This window comes from Streptomyces phaeoluteigriseus (genome assembly GCF_001896135.2).
GTDB classification, from domain to species: Bacteria; Actinomycetota; Actinomycetes; order Streptomycetales; family Streptomycetaceae; genus Streptomyces; species Streptomyces phaeoluteigriseus.
On sequence record NZ_MPOH02000015.1, the window covers coordinates 1251311 to 1271899 of the forward strand.

The 20589-nt window shown below is 72.7% G+C and carries 20 protein-coding genes and 2 pseudogenes; 13 read left to right on the top strand and 9 right to left on the bottom strand.

Annotation, left to right across the window (positions count from 1 at the left end; all coding sequences use genetic code 11):
* Positions 1-25 precede the first annotated feature (25 nt).
* A complete protein-coding gene (locus BM536_RS23580; RefSeq protein ID WP_073494739.1) occupies positions 26-826 on the top strand; it encodes a site-2 protease family protein in 801 nt (266 codons plus the stop codon).
* On the opposite strand, the gene BM536_RS23585 is transcribed toward BM536_RS23580, so the two are convergent.
* The gene (locus tag BM536_RS23585) at positions 816-995 is read right to left on the bottom strand and encodes a hypothetical protein (RefSeq protein WP_073494741.1); all 180 of its coding nucleotides are present in this window, start codon (positions 993-995) and stop codon (positions 816-818) included. The two genes, BM536_RS23580 and BM536_RS23585, sit on opposite strands and share 11 nt — an antisense overlap.
* 97 nt (positions 996-1092) lie before the next feature.
* Complete coding sequence (npdG, locus tag BM536_RS23590; RefSeq protein ID WP_094103426.1) at positions 1093-1809, bottom strand: NADPH-dependent F420 reductase; 717 nt, start codon at positions 1807-1809, stop codon at positions 1093-1095.
* Positions 1810-1947: 138 nt separating this feature from the next.
* Between npdG and BM536_RS23595 the strand changes: the two genes are divergently transcribed.
* A complete protein-coding gene (locus BM536_RS23595; protein ID WP_073494743.1) occupies positions 1948-2547 on the top strand; it encodes a hypothetical protein in 600 nt (199 codons plus the stop codon).
* Positions 2548-3001: 454 nt separating this feature from the next.
* Here the strand turns inward: BM536_RS23595 and BM536_RS23600 are convergent, their stop codons facing one another.
* Entirely contained in the window at positions 3002-3235 is a 234-nt protein-coding gene (locus BM536_RS23600) for a hypothetical protein (protein WP_073494745.1), read from the bottom strand.
* A 58-nt stretch (positions 3236-3293) separates the two neighbouring features.
* Here BM536_RS23600 and map point away from each other — a divergent pair, with 58 nt between their 5' ends.
* Complete coding sequence (gene map / locus BM536_RS23605) at positions 3294-4151, top strand: type I methionyl aminopeptidase (RefSeq protein ID WP_073494747.1); 858 nt, start codon at positions 3294-3296, stop codon at positions 4149-4151.
* Between the two features lie 156 nt (positions 4152-4307).
* On the top strand, positions 4308-4955 hold the full coding sequence (locus BM536_RS23610) for a biliverdin-producing heme oxygenase (protein ID WP_073494749.1): 648 nt from the start codon (positions 4308-4310) through the stop codon (positions 4953-4955).
* A gap of 64 nt (positions 4956-5019) precedes the next feature.
* Here BM536_RS23610 and BM536_RS23615 read toward each other — a convergent pair whose 3' ends face one another.
* Both BM536_RS23615 and BM536_RS23620 read right to left on the bottom strand, forming a co-directional pair.
* Positions 5020-5238, bottom strand: coding sequence for a hypothetical protein (locus BM536_RS23615; RefSeq protein WP_073494751.1), 219 nt, complete (start codon positions 5236-5238; stop codon positions 5020-5022).
* A 145-nt stretch (positions 5239-5383) separates the two neighbouring features.
* Entirely contained in the window at positions 5384-6028 is a 645-nt protein-coding gene (locus BM536_RS23620; RefSeq protein ID WP_073494753.1) for a PhzF family phenazine biosynthesis protein, read from the bottom strand.
* Positions 6029-6112: 84 nt separating this feature from the next.
* On the opposite strand from BM536_RS23620, the gene BM536_RS23625 reads away from it, so the two are divergent.
* From BM536_RS23625 to BM536_RS23650, 6 genes and pseudogenes are all read left to right on the top strand, one after another.
* The gene (locus BM536_RS23625; RefSeq protein WP_073494755.1) at positions 6113-7207 is read left to right on the top strand and encodes a FecCD family ABC transporter permease; all 1095 of its coding nucleotides are present in this window, start codon (positions 6113-6115) and stop codon (positions 7205-7207) included.
* A 43-nt stretch (positions 7208-7250) separates the two neighbouring features.
* Positions 7251-8069: a heme ABC transporter ATP-binding protein gene (locus BM536_RS23630; protein WP_170109944.1), complete on the top strand. Its 819-nt coding sequence runs from the start codon at positions 7251-7253 to the stop codon at positions 8067-8069.
* A 209-nt stretch (positions 8070-8278) separates the two neighbouring features.
* Positions 8279-9421 carry an iron uptake system protein EfeO gene (efeO, locus tag BM536_RS23635; RefSeq protein WP_073494756.1) on the top strand — a complete coding sequence of 381 codons (1143 nt, stop codon included), beginning with the start codon at positions 8279-8281 and terminating at the stop codon, positions 9419-9421.
* An 18-nt stretch (positions 9422-9439) separates the two neighbouring features.
* Positions 9440-10692, top strand: a pseudogene (efeB, locus tag BM536_RS23640) (iron uptake transporter deferrochelatase/peroxidase subunit).
* 3 nt (positions 10693-10695) lie between these two features.
* Positions 10696-11580, top strand: coding sequence for an iron uptake transporter permease EfeU (gene efeU, locus BM536_RS23645; RefSeq protein WP_073494758.1), 885 nt, complete (start codon positions 10696-10698; stop codon positions 11578-11580).
* Positions 11528-12538 (top strand): SCO2278 family lipoprotein, encoded by a 1011-nt coding sequence (locus BM536_RS23650; protein ID WP_073494760.1) that lies wholly within the window; start codon positions 11528-11530, stop codon positions 12536-12538. The genes efeU and BM536_RS23650 overlap by 53 nt, the downstream gene beginning before the upstream one ends.
* A 24-nt stretch (positions 12539-12562) precedes the next feature.
* Here the strand turns inward: BM536_RS23650 and BM536_RS23655 are convergent, their stop codons facing one another.
* The 3 genes from BM536_RS23655 to BM536_RS23665 all read right to left on the bottom strand — a co-directional run bounded on the left by BM536_RS23655 (position 12563) and on the right by BM536_RS23665 (position 15113).
* Entirely contained in the window at positions 12563-13294 is a 732-nt protein-coding gene (locus tag BM536_RS23655) for a bifunctional DNA primase/polymerase (RefSeq protein ID WP_073494762.1), read from the bottom strand.
* Between the two features lie 133 nt (positions 13295-13427).
* Complete coding sequence (locus BM536_RS23660) at positions 13428-14048, bottom strand: TetR/AcrR family transcriptional regulator (RefSeq protein WP_073494764.1); 621 nt, start codon at positions 14046-14048, stop codon at positions 13428-13430.
* A gap of 69 nt (positions 14049-14117) precedes the next feature.
* Positions 14118-15113, bottom strand: a complete 996-nt coding sequence (locus BM536_RS23665; protein ID WP_073494766.1) for a Gfo/Idh/MocA family protein — start codon at positions 15111-15113, stop codon at positions 14118-14120.
* Between the two features lie 89 nt (positions 15114-15202).
* Here BM536_RS23665 and BM536_RS23670 point away from each other — a divergent pair, with 89 nt between their 5' ends.
* From BM536_RS23670 to BM536_RS23680, 3 genes and pseudogenes are all read left to right on the top strand, one after another.
* Positions 15203-16549, top strand: a complete 1347-nt coding sequence (locus tag BM536_RS23670) for a multidrug effflux MFS transporter (protein ID WP_094103428.1) — start codon at positions 15203-15205, stop codon at positions 16547-16549.
* A 56-nt stretch (positions 16550-16605) separates the two neighbouring features.
* Positions 16606-17671: pseudogene (locus BM536_RS23675) on the top strand (serine hydrolase domain-containing protein).
* A 143-nt stretch (positions 17672-17814) separates the two neighbouring features.
* Positions 17815-18795 carry a small ribosomal subunit Rsm22 family protein gene (locus tag BM536_RS23680; protein ID WP_094103429.1) on the top strand — a complete coding sequence of 327 codons (981 nt, stop codon included), beginning with the start codon at positions 17815-17817 and terminating at the stop codon, positions 18793-18795.
* 1 nt (position 18796) lies between these two features.
* On the opposite strand, the gene BM536_RS23685 is transcribed toward BM536_RS23680, so the two are convergent.
* Entirely contained in the window at positions 18797-20437 is a 1641-nt protein-coding gene (locus tag BM536_RS23685; protein ID WP_073494768.1) for an alkaline phosphatase D family protein, read from the bottom strand.
* Between the last annotated feature and the right edge of the window lie 152 nt (positions 20438-20589).

Genomic DNA, 20589 nt, shown 5'->3' on the forward strand with positions numbered 1-20589 from the left:
CACCGCACCCCAGGAGCCTCCGCTGATGACCACCGCCCTCTCCCGCCACAGCGACCGGCGGATCAGCTCCGTCTTCCTCGGGATACTGGCCGTCACGGCGGTCACGGGCTGGGCCACCTGGACCGGCTTCGCCGAGCAGCCCGGTGTGGCCGTGTTCCTGTTCGTGACCGGCGCCTGGATCGTCTCCCTCTGTCTGCACGAGTACGCGCACGCGCGCACCGCCCTGCACAGCGGTGACATCTCGGTCGGCGCCAAGGGGTACCTGACGCTCAATCCCCTCAAGTACACGCACGCGCTGCTGAGCATCGTGCTGCCGGTGCTGTTCGTGATCATGGGCGGGATCGGTCTGCCGGGCGGCGCCGTCTTCATCGAGCGCGGCCGGATCCAGGGGCGCTGGCGGCACAGCCTGATCTCGGCGGCGGGTCCGCTGACGAACGTGCTGTTCGCCGTCGTGTGCACCGCCCCGTTCTGGCTGGACGCGCTGGACGGTGTGCCGGCCGACTTCCGGTTCGCACTCGCGTTCCTCGCCCTCCTCCAGGTCACGGCGGCGATCCTGAACTTCCTGCCGGTGCCCGGCCTGGACGGCTACGGCATCATCGAGCCCTGGCTGTCGTACGACGTGAAGCGGCAGGTCGAGCCGTTCGCGCCGTTCGGGCTGCTGTTCGTGTTCGCGCTGCTGTGGGTGCCGACGGTCAACGGCGCGTTCTTCGACGTGGTCGACTCGGCGCTGAGCGGTCTCGGCGTCGGTGACCTGGAGAGCTACTGCGGTCAGTCGCTGTACCGCTTCTGGCAGGACACGCCGGACATCTGCTCGATCAGCTCGTGACGGACCGGCGGATCTTCTCGCGCTTGAAGTAGTACCAGGTCATGTTGGACGACAGGCCCGCCAGCAGGACCCACACGACGCCCAGGAAGCTGCCCTGGACGAACGAGACGACCGCCGCCGCGACCGCGAGGACGCAGACGATCAGGGAGTAGACGGCGAGACGGGGCATGGCGCTGGCTCCTGTCGGGGGGACACTGCTGCACTGCTGGTACGTCCGGTCGCAGGTCTGGTCGTACGGCCGGTGCCGACCAGTGTCCCCCATCCGCTCAGACGTCGGTGACGCGGAGCCCGGCGTGCGCCTTGTAGCGGCGGTTGACGGAGATCAGGTTGGCGACCAGGGACTCGACCTGGTGGGCGTTGCGCAGCCGCCCGGCGAAGACGCCCCGCATGCCGGGGATGCGGCCGGCCAGGGCCTGCACGATCTCCACGTCGGCGCGCTGCTCGCCCAGCACCATCACATCGGTGTCGATCTCGTCGATCTCCGGGTCCTGGAGGAGGACGGCCGACAGGTGGTGGAAGGCGGCGGCGACGCGGGAGTCGGGCAGCAGGGCGGCGGCCTGTTCGGCGGCGCTGCCCTCCTCCGGCTTCAGCGCGTAGGCGCCCTGCTTGTCGAAGCCGAGCGGGTTGACGCAGTCGACGACGAGCTTGCCCGCCAGTTCCTCGCGCAGCGACTCCAGGGTCTTGCCGTGGCCGTCCCACGGCACGGCGACGATCACGATGTCGCTGCGGCGGGCGGTCTCGGCGTTGTCGGCGCCCTCGACGCCGTGCCCGAGTTCCTCGGCGGCGGCCTGCGCGCGGTCGGCGGCACGCGAGCCGATGATCACCTTCTGGCCGGCCTTGGCGAGGCGGTAGGAGAGGCCCTTGCCCTGCGGTCCGGTCCCGCCGAGGACGCCGACGACCAGCCCGGACACGTCGGGAAGGTCCCACGGGTCCTTGGCGGGGGCCTTGGCGGGAGCGTTGGGTGCACTGTCGGTAGAGGTCATGGGCCGACTTTACGTGCGCGGGGGCGGCCTCACCGGGCGGGGTGGCGGCCGTCACCGTCGCCCGGCGGGTACCCAGGTCGGGGGAATCGGCGGCGAACGCCGGGCCGGGGGCGCCCGGTTGGTGCAGGATGCGGTCGCATGGACGCCGTACGGGTCGCGCTGCTGCGGGAAGTGCTCGCCGGGACGGAGTGGCTCGGGGCCACCCGCCGGTTCGCCGGGGTGCTGCGTGGGTCGGTGGTGTCGCACGGGGGCGGGCTGCTGCTGGTGGGCACCGCGGCGTACGAACCGTGGCATCTGGCCGCCCATCTGGTGGACGAGGCCGCCTGGTCCGGTACGCCGGAGCTGGCGCCCACGCTCGTACGGCACGGCGCCCGCCCCTCGGACCCGGCGCACCTCGCGGTGGGCCTCGGCCGGATCGAGGCGGCCCGGCGGGGCGAGACCCTGCTGGTGGTGACGCCGGAAGGGGACCCGCCCCTGCTGGCACGGGTGTCGGACGCGCGGCGGGCCGGGGTGACCGTGCTGGCCCTCGGTCCGGGCGAGGGGGAGCTGACGGGCCTGGCCCACGAGACGCTGGCCGTGCCGGACGGCTCGGAGCTGGACCTGGACACCGTGCAGCACCTGGTCAGCGCGGCGGCGGGCGAGCAGGCGGTGCCCTCCCCGAGAGGCCGCCGCCGACTGCGCGACAGGCTGTCGAGGCTGGCGGAATCCCTGACGGCACCACCGCCGGCCCCTTGGTGAGGCGGACGGCGGCGATGCCGGGCCCTCACCGGGGCCGCGCGCACGGGCAACCTCCCGGCCGGACGAGACGGACGAAGCGCCGTCGCCGGTGACGTCGCACCGACCGACACGCACACGATGCCGCGGCCCCGAAGGCCCGCAGCCACGCCCCCGACGACGCCCGGCCCCCACCGCAGGCCGCACACACGGGCGGCTCCCGGCCGGACAGGATGGACGAAGCGCCGTCACCGGCCGCGTCACGCCAACCGACACGCACACACGACACGGCCCCGAAGGCCCGCAGCCACGCCCCCGACGACGCCCGGCCCCCACCGCAGGCCGCACACACGGGCAACCTCCCGGCCGGATGAGACGGACGAAGCGCGTCATCGGCCTCGTCCTCGTCACACCGACCGACACGCACCCAGCGCCACGGCCCCGCGAGCACGCCGCCGCGCCCGTGGGGGAAGGCCGGTCAGTCGTCGTTCTCCGTGGCGGACGCCGGGGCGTCGTGCCACTTGGGGTCGTTCTCCCACTGGAGGTTGCGCTCGCGGGCCGTCCGCATGGCGTCCTCGGCCTCGGCTCGCGTGGTGTAGGGGCCGAAACGGTCCTTGGCGGGGCACTCGGGCCCTTCCTCGACCTTCTTGTGTTCCAGGCAGTAGTACCACTCGCCCGGCTTGCCGACCGTGCGCTTCTTGAACAGGGCCATGACCAGCTCCTCTCGCCACCGTCATGTTCCCCCATGGCCGCTGGTTAGACTCGCTGGCATGTCTGGCCAGTCGCTGCTCGCGCCCGGGGAGCTGTCCCCCATCCGTTCCGTACCCGGAAACATCCGCCGTCCCGAGTACGTCGGCAAGCCCGCGCCGACCCCGTACACCGGGCCGGAGGTGCAGACGCCCGCGACGGTCGAGGCGATGCGCACCGCCGGGCGGATCGCCGCTCGGGCCATGGCGGAGGCGGCGAAGCTGATCGCGCCGGGCGTCACCACCGACGAGCTGGACAGGGTGGCGCACGAGTACATGTGCGACCACGGCGCCTACCCCTCGACGCTGGGCTACCGCGGTTTCCCCAAGTCCCTGTGCACGTCCGTCAACGAGGTGATCTGCCACGGCATCCCGGACTCGACGGTGCTGCGGGACGGCGACATCGTCAACCTGGACGTGACGGCGTACATCGGCGGAGTGCACGGCGACAACAACGCGACATACCTGGTGGGGGACGTCGACGAGGAGAGCCGACTGCTGGTGGAGCGGACCCGGGAGTCGCTGGAGCGTGCCATCAAGGCGGTCCGGCCGGGCCGGCAGATCAACGTCATCGGCCGGGTCATCGAGTCGTACGCCAAGCGGTTCGGGTACGGGGTGGTGCGGGACTTCACCGGTCACGGGATCAACTCGTCGTTCCACTCGGGGCTGATCATCCCGCACTACGACAGCCCGCACGCGACGACCCTGATCCAGCCCGGCATGACGTTCACGATCGAGCCGATGCTGACGCTCGGGACACACGAGTACGACATGTGGGACGACGGCTGGACGGTCGTGACGAAGGACCGCAGGCGGACGGCCCAGTTCGAGCACACGCTGGTGGTGACGGACACGGGCGCGGAGATCCTCACGCTGCCCTGAGCCCGCCCTGTCCCGTGGTCGAGCCCGCTCTCCTTTCCCGGAGGGCGGGTTTTTCGTCGTCCGGGTAGGTTTTTACCGACGCACTGTCGGAAAGGTTCCCGACAGCAGGTCGGCAAGACATTGACTTAGGTAACCCTAACCATAGAAACTCGGGTCATGGACTCCTTCTCGACAGTCATCCGCACCGCGTCCCACGAGCAGCACGTGGAGGCGGAGACCTCCACGTTCATGAGCGACCTGCTCGGCGGCCGGCTCGGCGTCGACGCGTACGCGCGCTACACCGAGCAGCTGTGGTTCGTGTACGAGGCACTGGAGGCCGGGGCCGGGCGGCTGGCGTCGGATCCGGTGGCGGGGCCGTTCATACGGCCGGAGCTGTTCCGGCTGAGCGCGCTGGAGCGGGACCTGGCGCATCTGCGGGGTGCCGGATGGCGGGCGGGGCTGTCCGCGCTGCCGGCGACGCGGGCGTACGCGGAGCGGGTGCGCGAGTGCGCGGAGTCCTGGCCTGCCGGGTACGTCGCGCACCACTACACGCGCTACCTCGGCGACCTCTCCGGCGGGCAGATCATCCGCGACCGGGCCGAGAAGGCGTGGGGCTTCGAGAAGAAGGGCGACGGCGTCCGCTTCTACGTCTTCGAGGAGGTCGGCAACCCGGCCGCCTTCAAGCGGGAGTACCGGGAGCTGCTGGACGCGGTGCGCGCGGACGACCTGGAGAAGCAGCGGGTCGTGGCGGAGTGCAAGAAGGCGTTCGCCCTGAACACGGGCGTGTTCCGGGCGCTGGGCGAGGAGTTCCCGCTCTCGGCGTGAGCGACGCCGGACAAAGGGGCGGGCCCGCCTCCTCGACCGCGAGGGAGGCAGGCCCGGGGACTGCTCAGTTGTCGTGGCCCACGGCGTGGCTGCGGCAGTCGGCACCGCCCCAGACCAGCCTGCTGGTGACCGTCTCGATGCCACCGAAGTACGGGCTGCAGACGTGGTCGTCCTTGCCGTCGGACCCGCGGTGGTGGTCGTCGGAGGCGGCGGCGCTCGTGGCACCGGCGGCGGCGAGGGCGACGCCCAGGACGGCTACGGCGAGGGCAGATCGAATGCGCATGATGGTCCTCTCATGGTGACTGAGTGGTCACGCCCACTGGTCCCCGCTCGTCACCGCACGCACACGCGGGTCCACCCGTACGGAGGCGGGATCGGCCTCGGACGCCCGCGGCCGGCGTTGCCGACGCACGCCCCGGCGGCCCGCGTCAGCGCTCCAGGAGGACCCGGCCGCCGATCTCGACCCAGCCGAACGGCTGCGGGGCGGTGAGGATCTGGGATCCCGCGCCCTGGGTGACGTTGAGGGCCCGGCCGAGCAGGTCGGTGAGGAGCAGGGCCGCCGCGCCGGTCGCCTCGTCCTCGTCGACGCCGTCGTCGCGGCCGGGGAAGCCCCGCGCACGGACGCGTCCCGCGGGCTCGTCCTCCCAGGCCCAGGCGTAGATCCACTCGCCGGGCGGCGGCACCGGCAGGTCGTCGACCTCGGCGGCGGAGGCGTACTGACGGAGCGTTCGCGGCGGCGCCCATTCGGCCCGCGCCTCGATCCAGCTGAACTCGCCGTCCAGACGGGCGCCCACCACCCCGGCGGGGGTGACGAGTTCGGGTACGTCGAGCAACCAGGCCGTGCCCACGCAGGGGTGGCCGGCGAACGGCAGCCGCAGGGTGGGCGTGTAGATGTCGATGACCCCGCGCTCGGGGTCGTCCACGAACACGGTCTCGCTGAAGCCGAGCTTCGCCGCGAGGGCCTGCCGGTCGTCGCGGTCGGGCAGCACCGATCCCTCGCGGACGACGCCGAGTTCATTGCCGTATCCGCCGTTCGGTGCGCAGAACACGCGGAGCACGTCGTAATCAGTCACCGGGGAATTGAAGCACTGACCCGGGCCGCGCCGACCGCCCTGACCAGGTAGCGGGCAAAGGTAAGGCTAACCTAAGCTTCGGGCATGACCGTCCTGGACAAGCCCGCCGAGCCCGCCGCGGAGGCAGCGGTCGCCGCCGACCCCCTCAGGAAGCGCGGCACCGCCTGGTTGTTGACGGCCGGGCTGGTCCTCGGGCTGCTCGTGCTCGTGCCGGTCGCCGCCGGGCTCGGGGCCTACCCGGTGCCGGTCGGCGACGTGTTGTCGTCCGTGCAGCACCGGATCGGCCTGGGCGGCACCGAGTTGGACCGGGTCGCCGAGTCGGTGCTGTGGAACGTACGGTTCCCGCGGATCGTGCTCGCGCTGCTCGTCGGGGCCTCGCTCGGCTGCGCGGGGGCGCTGATGCAGGGCGTGTTCGGCAACCCCCTCGCGGAGCCCGGTGTCATCGGGATCTCCTCGGGCGCGGCCGTCGGCGCGGTCGCCGCGATCGCGTTCGGGGTGGACCTCCTCGGCACCTGGACGGTGTCGGCGTTCGCCTTCGCCGCCGGCCTCGTCACCGCCTCGCTGGTGTACGCGTTGTCGCGCTCCGGGGGCCGTACGGAGGTGGTGACGCTGATCCTCACCGGCATCGCCGTGAACGCCTTCGCGGGGGCGCTGATCGGGCTGTTCCTGTTCTTCGCGGACACCGCGGCGATCCAGCAGATCACCTTCTGGCAGCTCGGCTCGCTCTCCCAGGCGACCTGGCCGAAGGTGCTCGCGGTGCTGCCGTGCGCCGCGACCGGGCTGGCGCTCGCACCCCTGTACTCCCGCCGTCTCGACCTGCTGGCGCTCGGCGAACGGCCCGCCCGCCACCTGGGCGTGGAGGTGGAACGGCTGCGGACGGTGCTGATCCTCGTCATCGCGCTGCTGACCGCCGCCGCGGTGAGCGTGTCCGGGATCATCAGCTTCGTCGGCCTGGTCGTGCCGCATCTACTGCGGATGGCGGCCGGTCCCGGGCACCGGTTCCTGGTGCCGGGCAGCGCCCTGCTCGGCGCGCTGGTGCTGCTCGCCGCCGATCTGGCGTCCCGCACGGTCGCGGTCCCGGCCGAACTCCCCCTCGGTGTCCTGACGGCGCTGCTCGGCAGCCCGTTCTTCTTCTGGCTGCTGCGCAGGACGCGGCGCAGGCAGGGCGGTTGGGCCTGAGACCCCTGCCGCGGCCGTCCCGAACCCCATCCGAGGAACCCGTATGAGACTCCTGCGCCACCGCCCGGCCCCGCCCGCTCCCGCCGCCCCCGGCGACCTGGTCGCCGAGGCCGACTCCCTGCACGTACGGCTCGGTGGCCGGGAGGTGCTGCGGGGTGTCGACGTGGTGGTCCGGGCCGGGGAGGTGCTGGCCCTCGTCGGCCCCAACGGGGCGGGCAAGTCGACCCTGCTGGGCGCGCTGGCCGCCGACCTGCCGGCCGCGGAGGGCGCCGTACGGATCCACGGCCGGCCGGTCGGGGAGTGGTCGGCGCCCGAACTGGCCCTGCGCCGGGCGGTGCTGCCCCAGGCGGCGGCGCTGTCCTTCCCGTTCGCCGTGGCGGACGTCGTGCGGATGGGCCGGGCACCGCACCCCTCCTCCCCCGCCGAGGACGACCTCGCGGTGGCCGCGGCGATGGCCGCGACCGAGGTGACCGCCTTCGCCGCCCGCCCGTTCTCCGCGCTGAGCGGCGGCGAGCGGGCGCGGGTCGCACTCGCCCGCGTCCTCGCCCAGGGCGCCCCGCTGCTGCTGCTCGACGAGCCGACCGCCGCCCTGGACCTCAGACACCAGGAGTTGGTGCTGCGGCTGTGCCGGGAGCGGGCGGCGGCGGGCGACGCGGTGGTGGTGGTCCTGCACGACCTGGGACTCGCCGCCGCCTACGCGCACCGGGTCGCGATCCTGCGGGCCGGCCGGGTCGCGGCGGACGGTCCGCCCGTCGAGGTCTTCACCGAGGGGCTGCTGTCGGAGGTCTACGACCAGCCGGTCGAGGTGCTGTCCCATCCCCGCACGGGCGCGGCCCTGGTGACCCCGCGCCGCGGCCTTTGAACTCCCTTTAGCTTCCCTGTGGATGGACTTGACCGGACCATGGGGTCCGTTTTGAGCCACCGTGATCGGGTCGTGCCCTTACAGCGTCCATGAGAGGTGAATCACGGTCCGGGAGGGTATTACGCAGGTAAGCCTTGGATAAGTTAGGCAAGCCTCACCGAGACCTGTGAACCCTGTCACGTAATTTTTCAGCCACGCTGGGAGCCCTCATGCGCGCCGCCAGACTCTCCGTCGCCACCGCCGCCGCTGCCGTCGCGGCCCTGACCACCGTCACGGGCTGCACCGAGAAGAGCGACGCCGGGGCCGGGGACCGGGTGATCGGCGTGACCGCGACCGACGACAAGTGCGAGACCACCACCAAGGAGATCGCGGCCGGACACGTCGAACTCGCCATCGAGAACAAGGGTTCCAAGGTCACCGAGGTCTACCTGCTCTTCCCCGACGACCGGGTGGTGACCGAGCGGGAGAACATAGGCCCCGGCACCAAGCAGCGGGTCACCGCCGAGGTGAAGGCCGGCAGTTACCTGATCGCCTGCAAGCCGGGCATGAAGGGCGACGGCATCCGCCAGGACCTCAAGGTCACCGGCGGCGGCGCGGCCGCCGCGCGCGACCCGCGCCTCGACAAGGCCGTGGCCGCCTACCGGGCCTACGCGCAAGCGCAGGCCGACGAGACCCTGCCCAAGGTCGAGGCCTTCGTGAAGGCGGTCAAGGCCGGCGATCCGGAGGCCGCGAAGAAGGCGTACGCGCCCTCGCGCATCGGCTGGGAGCGCACGGAGCCGGTCGCCGAGTCCTTCGGCGACATCGACCCGAAGGTCGACGTCCGCGAGGACGGCCTGGAGGACGGGCAGAAGTTCACCGGCTGGCACCGCCTGGAGAAGGCCCTCTGGCAGGACAAGAAGATCACCGCCGAGGAGAAGACCCTCGCCGACCAGCTCGTCACCGACCTGACCGACTGGCAGAAGCGGGTCGGCAAGGCCGAGATCAGCCCGACCTCGATGGCCAACGGCGCCAAGGAACTCCTCGACGAGGTCGCCACCGGCAAGGTCACCGGCGAGGAGGAGCGCTACTCGCACACCGACCTGGTCGACTTCAAGGCCAACGTCGAGGGCGCCGAGAAGGCCTTCGACCTGCTGGAGCCGGTCGCCAAGGAGAACGACCCGGCGCTGGTCACCGAGCTGGACAAGCAGTTCACCGCGCTGAACACGCTGCTCGACAAGTACCGCCCGAACACGACGTCCTACGAGTTCACCTCCTACGACAAGGTCGGCGCCGCCGGCCGCAAGGAGCTGTCGGACGCGGTGAACGCGCTCGCGGAGCCGCTCTCCAAGCTCGCCGCCGCCGTAGCCAAGTAGCGGGAAGGCTCAGCCGATATGACGGACAAGGACAGCACCCCACCCGCGCCCAGCCGGCGCGCGCTGATCGGCTGGGGCGGTGCGGGCCTCGCGCTCGGCGCCGCCGCGGCCGGCGGCGCGGCCGCGATGACCCGCACCGGCGACGACATGGACCCGGCCGCGCCGCGGCGGGCGGCGCGATCGCCTTCCACGGCGCCCGGCAGGCCGGCATCGCCACACCCGTCCAGGACCGGCTGCACTTCGCCGCGTTCGACGTGACGACCACCGACCGGGCCGAGTTCGTCGAGCTGTTGAAGGACTGGACGCGGGCCGCCCGGCAGATGACGGCGGGCAGGCCGGTGGGCGAGGGCGCCTACGGCGGTCTCGCCGAGGCGCCGCCGGACGACACCGGCGAGGCGCTGGGCCTCAAGCCGTCCCGGCTGACCCTGACGATCGGCTTCGGGCCGTCCCTGTTCGGCAAGTTCGGGCTCGCCGGGCAGCGGCCCGAGGCGCTGGTGGACCTGCCCAGGTTCGCCGGTGACAACCTGGACGCGAACCGCAGCGGCGGCGACCTGTGCGTGCAGGCCTGCGCGGACGACCCGCAGGTCGCGGTGCACGCGATCCGCAACCTGGCCCGGATCGGCATGGGCAAGGCCGTCATCCGCTGGTCGCAGCTCGGCTTCGGAAAGACCTCCTCCACCACACCCGACGCGCAGACCCCGCGCAACCTGATGGGCTTCAAGGACGGCACCCGCAACATCGCGGGCACCGAGACGGACCGGCTGGAGAAGTTCGTCTGGGTCGGGGAGAAGGACGGTCCTGCCTGGATGACCGGCGGCTCCTACCTCGTGGCCCGCCGCATCCGCATGCACATCGAGACCTGGGACCGCACCTCCCTCCAGGAGCAGGAGGACATCTTCGGCCGCGACAAGGGCGAGGGCGCCCCGGTCGGCAAGGCCAAGGAGCGCGACGAGCCGTTCCTGAAGGCCATGAAGCCGGACGCGCACGTACGGCTCGCGCACCCCGACTCCAACCACGGGGCGACACTCCTGCGCCGTGGCTACTCCTTCACCGACGGCACCGACGGTCTGGGCCGGCTGGACGCGGGCCTGTTCTTCCTCGCCTACCAGCGCGACGTACGCGAGGGCTTCATCCCCGTGCAGCGCAACCTCTCGACCGACGCGCTCAACGAGTACATCCAGCACGTGGGTTCGGCCGTCTTCGCGATCCCGCCCGGCGTCCGGGACGCGGACGACTGGTGGGGCCGCACCCTGTTCGCCGAGGAGGCCTAGCCCGTGTTCTCCAACTACCTCATCGGACTGCGCGAGGGCCTGGAGGCCAGTCTCGTCGTCTGCATCCTCATCGCCTACCTGGTCAAGACCGGCCGCCGCGACGCCCTGAAGCCGGTCTGGACGGGCATCGCCGTCGCGGTGCTGCTCTCGCTGGGCTTCGGCTCCGCCCTCGAATTCGGCTCCCAGGACCTGACGTTCGAGGCGAAGGAGGCGCTCGGCGGCTGCCTGTCGATCCTGGCCGTCGTCCTCGTGACGTGGATGGTGTTCTGGATGCGGCGCACCGCCCGGCACCTGAGGTCCGAGCTGCACGGCAAGCTGGACGCCGCCCTCGCCATGGGCACCGGCGCGCTGGTCGCCACCGCGTTCCTCGCCGTGGGCCGGGAGGGCCTGGAGACGGCCCTGTTCGTGTGGGCGTCGGTGCACGCGGCCGGTGACGGCACCCCGCGCCCGCTGATCGGCGTGGCCCTCGGCCTGGCCACGGCGGTCCTCCTGGGCTGGCTGTTCTACCGCGGCGCCCTGCGCATCGACCTGGCGAAGTTCTTCACCTGGACGGGCGGCATGCTGGTCGTCGTCGCGGCGGGCGTGCTGGCGTACGGCGTCCACGACCTCCAGGAGGCCGACTGGGTGCCGGGTCTGACGGAGAAGGCCTTCGACATCACCGGCACGATCCCGCCCGACAGTTGGTACGGCACTCTGCTGAAGGGCGTGTTCAACTTCCAGCCCGATCCCACCGTCGTCCAGGTCACGGTGTGGCTGCTCTACCTGGTGCCGACACTCGCGCTGTTCCTCGTCCCGGTAGGGTTCGCCTCCGGAAAGGGGAGGGTGAACGCACCTGATGACCAGGGAACGCAGCCTGACGACCGGCCGTCCGCGGCGCCGCGGACGTGACCGTGACGCACTGATCGCCGTCTCGCTCACCGCCGTCACGCTGACGGCGAGCGGATGTGTCGTGGTGCACGGGGAGCGCGAGGTGCTCCCCGCGGCCACGAAGGCCGAAGCCGCCAAGGCGGTCGAGCAGTTCACGTCCGCCTACAACAAGGCCGACGCGGCGTACGACCCTTCCCTCGACGCCGAGTACACCACCGGGGCGCTCGGCGCGATCGACGCGGCACGGCTGAGGGCGGGGCGTGTCAACAACCCGGACGGCAACCCGCAGCACACGCCGCTGACGCTGACCGACGTCAACTACACCATCCCCGAGAAGCCCGGCTGGCCCCGCTGGTTCGTCGCCGACGCGCAGGCCAACAAGGGCGGCGACGCGCGCTGGGTGCTGGTGTTCACCCGCGGCGGCCTGTCCGAGCGGTGGCAGGCGGCGTACCTCACGCTGGTGGCGCCGGGCGCGCTGCCGGAGTTCCCCAAGGACAAGGACGGCTGGGCCGAGGCCGTACCGGTCGACACCGCCGGACTGACGCGCTCGCCCGCCGGCTTGAGCGCCGACTACACGACGTACCTCAAGGACGGCGGGGACGCGTTCGCGGACGGTGCGTACACCAGTGAGCTGCGCTCCACACGGGCGAAGAACGCCAGCAAGCCGGGACTGGCCACGCAGTACATCGACGAGCCGCTGTCGGACGGCGACTTCGCGCCGCTGGCGCTGCGCACGGCGAACGGCGGGGCCGTGGTGTTCTTCGCCACGCACCACTATGTGAAGCAGACCGCGGCGGCGGGGGCGGCGGTGCCCACGCCCAACCGGAACGTCCGGGCGTTGACCACCGGGGAGATCAAGCAGTCCCTGACGATGGAGTTCGTCGCCAACGGCATGGCCGTGGTGCCGGCCGCCTCCGGCGCCGGCAAGGTGTCGATGACGAGCCGGCTGGAAGGGCTCACGGCGGCGAAGGGCGAGTAGGGGCGGGCCGCGGCGCGCCCCGGCTCAGTGGCGGGTGGGCCAGGTCTCCGTCGCCTGGTCCTCGCCGGCGTACTTGGCGCAGGCGTCCGTCAGGGGCTCCAGGAGCGTCAGGGGGTCCGGCAGGGGGTGTTCGAGGCCGCGGAACCAGTGCATGGCCTGGCCGTCGTCGCCGGGGAGGCGGGCCGGGGGGACCAGGACGTAGGAGCCCCGGCAGTGCCAGCGCAGACCGGGGTGCTCGTCCATCGTCTCGGGGTGGCAGTCCAGCTCACAGGGCCACCACTCGTCCTCGACCTCGGGCGTGCCGCGGGTGAGGGTGAAGAACAGCATGCGGCCGTCGTCGCTCTCGGCGACCGGGCCGACCTGGACACCGGCGGCGAGCAGCCGCTCCAGGGCCTCGCGGCCGGCCTCCAGGGGGACGTCGAGGACGTCGTGGGTCGTGCCGGTCGCGGTGATGAAGTTGGCCTGCGGCTGGTGCCTGGCCCAGCGCTCGATCTGGGCGCGGTCGGTGGTGGACTGCGTGTGCCAGGCGAAGGAGAGCGGGTGCCGGCCCGGCGTCGGACAGCCGACGCGGTCGCAGGAGCAGCGGTAGCCCGAGACCGGGTGGGCGGCGGGCGCGAGGGGCAGTCCCGCTTCGGCGGCGGCGAGGAGCAGGGCCTCACGGCCGTCGTCGCCGGCGGCTTCCTTGGGGCGGCGGCCCCGCAGCCACTGGGAGATTCTGCCCTGCTTGCCGGTCCGGTCGCCGAACTCCGCGCTCATCTATCCCCTCGCCTCGCTGTGGTGCGGACAGCATGCCCTATGGTCCCACCATCTGGCGCATCGGGGGTCCGGAGCCCCAAAAGGGGCAGGTGGGGGCGAGGGGTACCGATGTGCCCCATGACGTCGGTAGGGGTCAGCGGGGCGCGAGGCCGTACAGGGCGTAGTCGACGAGGGTGTCGGTGTACTCGTACGAGATCGGGCCCGTGTACTGGAGCCAGCGCTGGGCCAGCGGGGAGATGAAGAACTCCAGGGCGATGCGCGGGTCGACCTCGGGGCGGACCTGGCCGGCCCGCTGGGCGGCGCGCAGCCGGTCGACGTACAGCTGGAGGCTGGGTTCCATGAGCTGGGTCATGAAGCGGCGGCCGACCTCCTCGTTGACCACGCCCTCGGCGGCGAGGGCCCGGGAGGGCGCGTCGAAGCGCGGGTCGGTCAGCTGGTCGACGGTGGCCCGCAGCACGGCCTTGATGTCGGCGGCGAGGTCGCCGGTGTCCGGGATGGCGAAGTCCTCGCCCGCTTCGCGGGAGGCCTCATGGCTGAGGTCGAGGAAGGCCTCCAGCAGGACGTCGGCCTTCGAGCCCCACCAGCGGTAGATCGTCTGCTTGCCGACACCGGCGCGGGCGGCGATGCCCTCGATGGTGGTCCTCGGGTAGCCGACCTCCGCCACCAGGGCGAGCGCGGCGTCGTAGATCGCGCGCCGGGACCGCTCGCTGCGGCGGGTGGTGTCGGGGGCCGGCTTTCCGGACTGGGTGACCATGGGACGACCGTACCAAGAAGATGAGACGAGCCGTCTCGTCGGCCGGGTGGCCGGCCCCGTCGCCGGGGTCTACTCGCCCGGGTAGCGCACGCCGATCCGCTCCCGGACGGTGTCCAGCGTCCGCATGACGGCGAGGGTGCCGTCGAGCGGGACGAGCGGGGACTCGGTCTCCCCGGCCCGCAGCGCGCGCATCACCTCACGCGCCTCGTGCCGCATCGTCGTCCGGGGCCCGTCGGCCGGGTCGGCGGTGAACTCCTCCGGGTCGCGGCCGGCCCGGTGCAGGACGAGGCGGTCGGGGTGGAAGAAGCCCGACGGGATGTCGATACGGCCCCGCGTGCCGGTGACCGACGCGGTGACGCCCGTACCGCCGACGAGGGAGCAGTGCAGCGCGGCCAGCGCGCCGGAGTCCCAGGACAGGGCCGCCACCGTCTGGAGGTCGACGCCCTCGGCGGAGATCACGGCCTGCGCGGAGACGCCCGTGGGCTCGCCCAGCAGCAGGTGGGCGAAGGAGACCGGGTAGACGCCGAGGTCGAGGAGGGCGCCGCCGCCCTGGGCGGGGTCGCGCAGCCGGTGCGAGGGCGGGAAGGGGCCCTCCAGGCCGAAGTCGGCCTGCACGGTCCGCACCTCGCCGATCGCGCCGTCGTCGACGAGCGCCTTCAGGCGGCGGACGACGGGGTTGCAGTACATCCACATGGCTTCCATCAGGAAGCGGTCGTTGTCGCGGGCCAGCCCGACGAGTTCGGTGGCCTCGCGCGAGTTCAGCGTGAACGCCTTCTCGCACAGCACGTTCCGGCCGGCCTCCAGACAGAGCCCGGCGGCGGCGCGGTGGGCGGAGTGCGGGGTGGCGACGTAGACGACATCGATGTCCGCGTCCTTGGCCAGCGTCTCCCAGTCGCCGTACGCGCGGGGTATCCCGAAACGCTCGGCGAACGCCTGCGCCGACGTCTCGGTGCGTGACGCGACCGCCACCACCTCCGCGTCCGGCAGGTCGATCAGGTCCGCGGTGAACGCGGCGGCTATCCCGCCGGTCGCCAGAATCCCCCACCGCACCGTGTCCGTCGTCATGCGCCCACCCTCATGCCGTCCCAGCAGTCCGTACGATCCGTACGAGCTGAGAGCATAGGTGGCGCAGACGTCACCGAGGGAGGGGCCACATGGCGGAGGGTGGGGCGATACCGGACGTGTCGCAGGCGGCCGTGACCGGACGGGGGGCACCGCCGCGGGCAGCACGCCGGGCGGGGCTGCTGGTCACGCTCGTGCTGGGCGGGCTGACCGCCACTCCCCCGCTCGCCATGGACATGTACCTGCCGTCGCTGCCGGAGGTCACCGACGCACTGCACGCGCCCGCCACCACCGTCCAGCTCACGCTGACCGCGTGCCTGGCCGGAATGGCGCTGGGGCAGCTGCTGGTCGGCCCGATGAGCGACCGGTGGGGCCGCCGCCGTCCGCTGCTCGCCGGGCTCGCCGTGTACGTGGTGGCGACCGCGCTGTGCGCGCTGGCGCCGACCGTGGAGCTGCTGGTCGCCTTCCGGCTCGCCCAGGGCCTCGCGGGCGCCGCCGGGATCGTCATCGCGCGGGCCATGGTGCGCGACCTGTACGACGGCGTGGCCATGGCCCGCTTCTTCTCCACCCTGATGCTGATCTCGGGCGTCGCCCCGGTGGTCGCGCCGCTGATCGGCGGGCAGATCCTGCGGGTGACGGACTGGCGGGGCGTGTTCGTGGTCCTCACCGCGGTCGGCATCGCGCTGACCGGTGTCGTCGCGGCCAGGCTCCCCGAGACGCTGCCGCCGGCCGAGCGCCACTCGGGCGGCGTCGGGGAGGCCCTGCGCTCGATGCGCCGGCTGCTCGCCGACCCGCCCTTCACCGGCTATCTGCTGACCGGTGGCTTCGCCTTCGCCGCGCTGTTCGCGTACATCGCGGCATCGCCGTTCGTGATCCAGGAGATCTACGGTGCCTCGCCGCAGACGTTCAGTCTGCTGTTCGGCGTGAACTCCGTCGGGCTGGTCGTCGTCGGGCAGATCAACGGCAAGGTGCTGGTCGGACGGGTCAGACTGGACCGGGTCCTGGCGGCCGGCCTCGTGGTCGTCACGCTGGCCGCGACCGCGCTGCTGCTGATGGCGACGGGCGTGTTCGGCGAGGTCGGGCTGGTGCCGGTGTCGGCCGCCCTGTTCGTGCTGATGTCCGCGATGGGCGTCACCCTGCCCAACGCCCAGAGCCTCGCGCTGCTGCGGGTACGCCACTCCGCCGGGTCCGCCTCCGCGCTCCTCGGCACCACCTCCTTCGCGATCGGCGCGGTCGCCTCCCCGCTCGTCGGTGTCGCCGGCGAGGACACGGCGGTCCCTATGGCCGTCGTCCAACTGGTGGCCGCGATGGTGGCGCTGGCCTTCTTCGTGGGAATGTGCCGTCCCTGGAAGGACACGGGGGCGGCGGCCGAGGGTCCCGCCAAGGAGCTTTCCGGGCTTTCCGCTCGTACGACGCCGGAAGTGGGAGAGGACAGCTGAGCGCGCCGAGACTGCGGGTCGACACCCCGGAACGGGCCGGGCTCGACCCCGAGGAGATGCGTCACCTCGCGCGCGAGGTCCACGAACTGACCACCGGGGAACGCCCCTGGGCGGCCGGCGTCGTCGTGGTCGCGGGGCGCGGGCCCGTCATGGCCGTGCGGGAGGCGGCGGGCTGGGCGGTGCGGTACGCGCGCTACGACCCGGAGGCCGACGCCGGCGTGGAGCTGCCGGCCGCGTCCCGCGTCCCGATGACCGTCGATACGCCCTTCGACCTCGCGTCCCTCACCAAACTGTTCACGGCGGTGGCCGCGGTGCAGCAGATCGAGCGCGGCACGCTGGGGATCGACGCGCGCGTGGGCGCCTACCTGCCCGACTTCCGGGCGGCGTCCGCCCATGACATCACCGTGCGCGGGCTCCTCACCCACACCTCGGGGCTGCGGCCCGAACTCCCGCTGTACGACTGTGCCGACGGCGCCGGGCGGCTGGAGCTGCTGCGGGCGGAGGCGCCGGTGAGCGAGCCCGGGACGTACGTCTACTCGGACCTGAACATGCTGCTGCTCCAGCAGCTGCTGGAACGGCTCACCGGCCGCACGCTCGACGTCCTGATCCACGACGGGATCACCCGTCCCCTGGGCATGACCTCCACCGGCTTCGGGCCCTGTCCCGGTGCGGCCGCCACGGAGGACCAGCGGCGGCCGTGGGCGAAGGCGGACCGGGGGATGCTGCGGGGCGAGGTGCACGACGAGAACGCCTGGGCGCTGGGCGGGGTGGCCGGTCACGCGGGGCTGTTCTCGACCGGGCGGGACCTCGCGGTGTTCTGCCGGGCGTTGCTGGCGGGCGGCTCGTACGGTCCCGCGCGGATCCTCGGACCCGACTTCGTGGAGCTGCTGCTGACCCCGCCGGGGCTGGGCTTCTCGGTGGACCAGGCCTGGGTTCATGGGGGAGCTGGCGGGACGGGGGGCGGCCGGCCACACGGGGTTCACGGGCACGTCGCTGGTGATCGACCCGTCGACGGACACGTTCCTCGTCCTGCTGGGCAACACGGTGCATCCCCGGCGGCGGGGGGCGGGCAGCGCGCCCCGGGCGGCGGCGGGGACGCGGGTGAGACGGGCGGTCCGGTGAGGCCGCCCCGCCACCGGTGAGGCCGCCCCGCCGAGGGCTCCGCCTCTCGGCGGGATTCCAGGGGCGGCGCCCCGGGGTGGGGCCCCACGGGAGGGCCGCACGGGTGGGGTCCGGCGTTGTGGGGGCGCGTTTAGAATTCGTGGGTGAACGACCCCGTATCCCCGGCGGACGCCCTCCATCAGTTGCTCGACGGGCTTCCGGCCCGGCAGGCCGGTCAGGCCGTGGAGCGGCTCATCGCGAACTATCGCGGGGCGACCCCGACCGACACCCCGATCCTCCGCGACCGCGCGGACGTCGCCGCCTATGCCGCGTACCGCATGCCGGCCACCTTCGAGGCGGTCCGCTCGGCGCTCGAGGCGTTCGCGGACGCCGTCCCGCACTGGACGCCCGGCAGTCATGTCGACGTGGGCGGGGGAACGGGCGCGGCGACCTGGGCGGTCAGCGCGACCTGGCCGGGCCGCCGCCCGGTGACGGTGCTGGACTGGGCGGAGCCCGCCCTGGCCGTCGGCCGGGAGCTGGCCGCGTCGAACCCGGCCCTGGAGCAGGCGCGCTGGCAGCGTGCCCGGATCGGCTCGGCGCTCACCCTGGAGCCGACCGACCTGGTCACCGTCTCGTACGTGCTCAACGAACTGCCCGCCCCCGACCGCGCCACCCTCGTGGACGCGGCCGCCTCGGCCGCGCAGGCGGTGGTGATCGTCGAGCCGGGCACCCCGGACGGCTACGGCAGGATCATCGAGGCCCGCGACCGGCTGATCGCGGCCGGCTTCCGTATCGCCGCCCCCTGCCCGCACAGCGCCGCCTGTCCGATGGTGCCCGGCGAGGACTGGTGCCACTTCTCGGCGCGGGTGAGCCGTTCCTCCCTGCACCGGCAGGTCAAGGGCGGCTCCCTGCCGTACGAGGACGAGAAGTTCGGCTATGTGGCCGCCGCCCGCTTCCCCGTCGCCCCGGCCCCGTCCCGCGTGGTGCGGCGGCCCCAGATCCGCAAGGGACAGGTGCTCCTCGACCTGTGCGAGGCCGAGGAGCGGCTGGCGCGGACGACGGTGTCGAAGCGGCAGGGCGACCTGTACAGGGCGGCGCGGGACGCCGACTGGGGCGACTCCTGGCCGCCGCCGCCCGTCTCCTGACTCAGGCGGGCTTGAGTCCCTGGTCGCCGGCCTCGGTGACGAAGGACGCGGCGGTGGTGAGGGGGGCGCCCGGCCGGGTGACGTAGGGGACGGTCTTGAAGTCGGCGCGGGCGAGGTCGCGGCCGAGGGCGACGGTGACGTAGCCGCGGCGGCCGTTGTAGAACCGCAGGTGCGGGTTGGCGGTGGTGTAGGTGGTCCAGTTCGCGGGCTTGTCGGAGCCGTCCCGGCCGCTGCTGACCGACGTGGCGACGATCTCCGTGCCGAGGGTGCGGGAGGCCTGGTCGTCGAAGTCGTCCTTGATGTCGAAGGCGTATCCGACGTGCACGTCACCGGTGAGGACCATGAGGTTGTCGACGCCGGCGGCCCGCGCGCCGTCCAGGACGCGGCGGCGGGAGGCGCGGTAGCCGTCCCAGGCGTCCATGGAGAGCTTGGCGACCGGGTTGAGGTCGAGCTTCCGCTGGGAGAAGGTGACCTGCTGCGGGACGACGTTCCAGCGCGCGCGGGAGGCCTGCCAGCCGTCGAGCAGCCATCGTTCCTGCGTCGCGCCGGTCATGGTGCGGGTGGGGTCGTCGATGTCGGGGCCGGGGAGCTGCGCGCCGTCGCCGTAGGCCTGGTTCGAGCGGTACTGGCGGGTGTCGAGGATGTCGAACTGCGCGAGGTCGCCCCAGTGCAGGCGGCGGTACAGCCGCATGTCGGGGCCGTCGGGGCGCTGGGGGCGGCGCAGCGGCTGGTTCTCCCAGTAGGCGCGGTACGCGGAGGCGCGGCGCAGCAGGAACTCCTCCGGCGGGACGGTGTTCTCGGGGGTGTCGTCGGCGTAGTTGTTCTCGGTCTCGTGGTCGTCCCAGGTGACGACGAAGGGGTGGGCGGCGTGCGCGGCGATGAGGTCGGGGTCGGACTTGTAGAGGGCGTACCGCAGGCGGTAGTCCTCCAGGGTCACCGTCTCGCGGTTGAACAGGGCGGGCAGGGTGCGGTCGGTGTAGTTGCGGTGGTTGCCGACGGAGTCGACCGCGTACTCGTAGAGGTAGTCCCCGAGGTGGAGGACCACGTCGACGTCGTCCTGGGCGAGGTGGGCGTAGGGCGTGTAGTAGCCGTCGGCGTACGCCTGGCAGGAGACCGCGGCGAGCCTGAGCTGTGACACCCGGGCGCGGGAGACGGGCGCGGTGCGGGTGCGGCCCGCCCGGCTGGTCCAGTCGCCCACGCGGAAGCGGTAGTGGAAGACGCGGTCGGGGGCGAGGTGGGGGACCTCGACGTGGACGGTGTGGTGGAACTCGGGGTGGGCCGTGACGGTGCCGCGTCTGACGACGCGCCGGAAGTTCTCGTCGTGGGCCAACTCCCAGCGGACGGTGACGCGTTCGGCGGGCAGTCCGCCGTCGGGCTGGTAGGGGGCCGGGGCGAGCCGGGTCCACAGCAGGACGGAGTCGGGCAGGGGGTCGCCGGAGGCGACGCCGAGGGTGAAGGGGTCGTCGGTGATCCGGGCGGGGTCGAGTTCGGCGGCGGCCGCGGTGCCCGCGGTCGGCAGGTTCACGGCGAAGGCGAGGGCGGCTGCCGCGCCGGTGACGGTGAGGAAGCGGCGGCGGCCGAAGTGGCGGGCGGCCTCGCGGAGTTCGGGGGTGTGCTGGGACGGGTGGCCTGCGGGTGTCATCCGGTGCTCCCCTGACGGTGTGTGTAGGAGGCATTGGAGTGGCCGGGGACGACCCTGGAGCGACAGCGGTTCGGCGGGTACACAACAGTCGGATGGCGGACGGGGACGTTCCGGATGACAGGCCGCGCCCGGGGCCGCACGGCGGGCCGGCG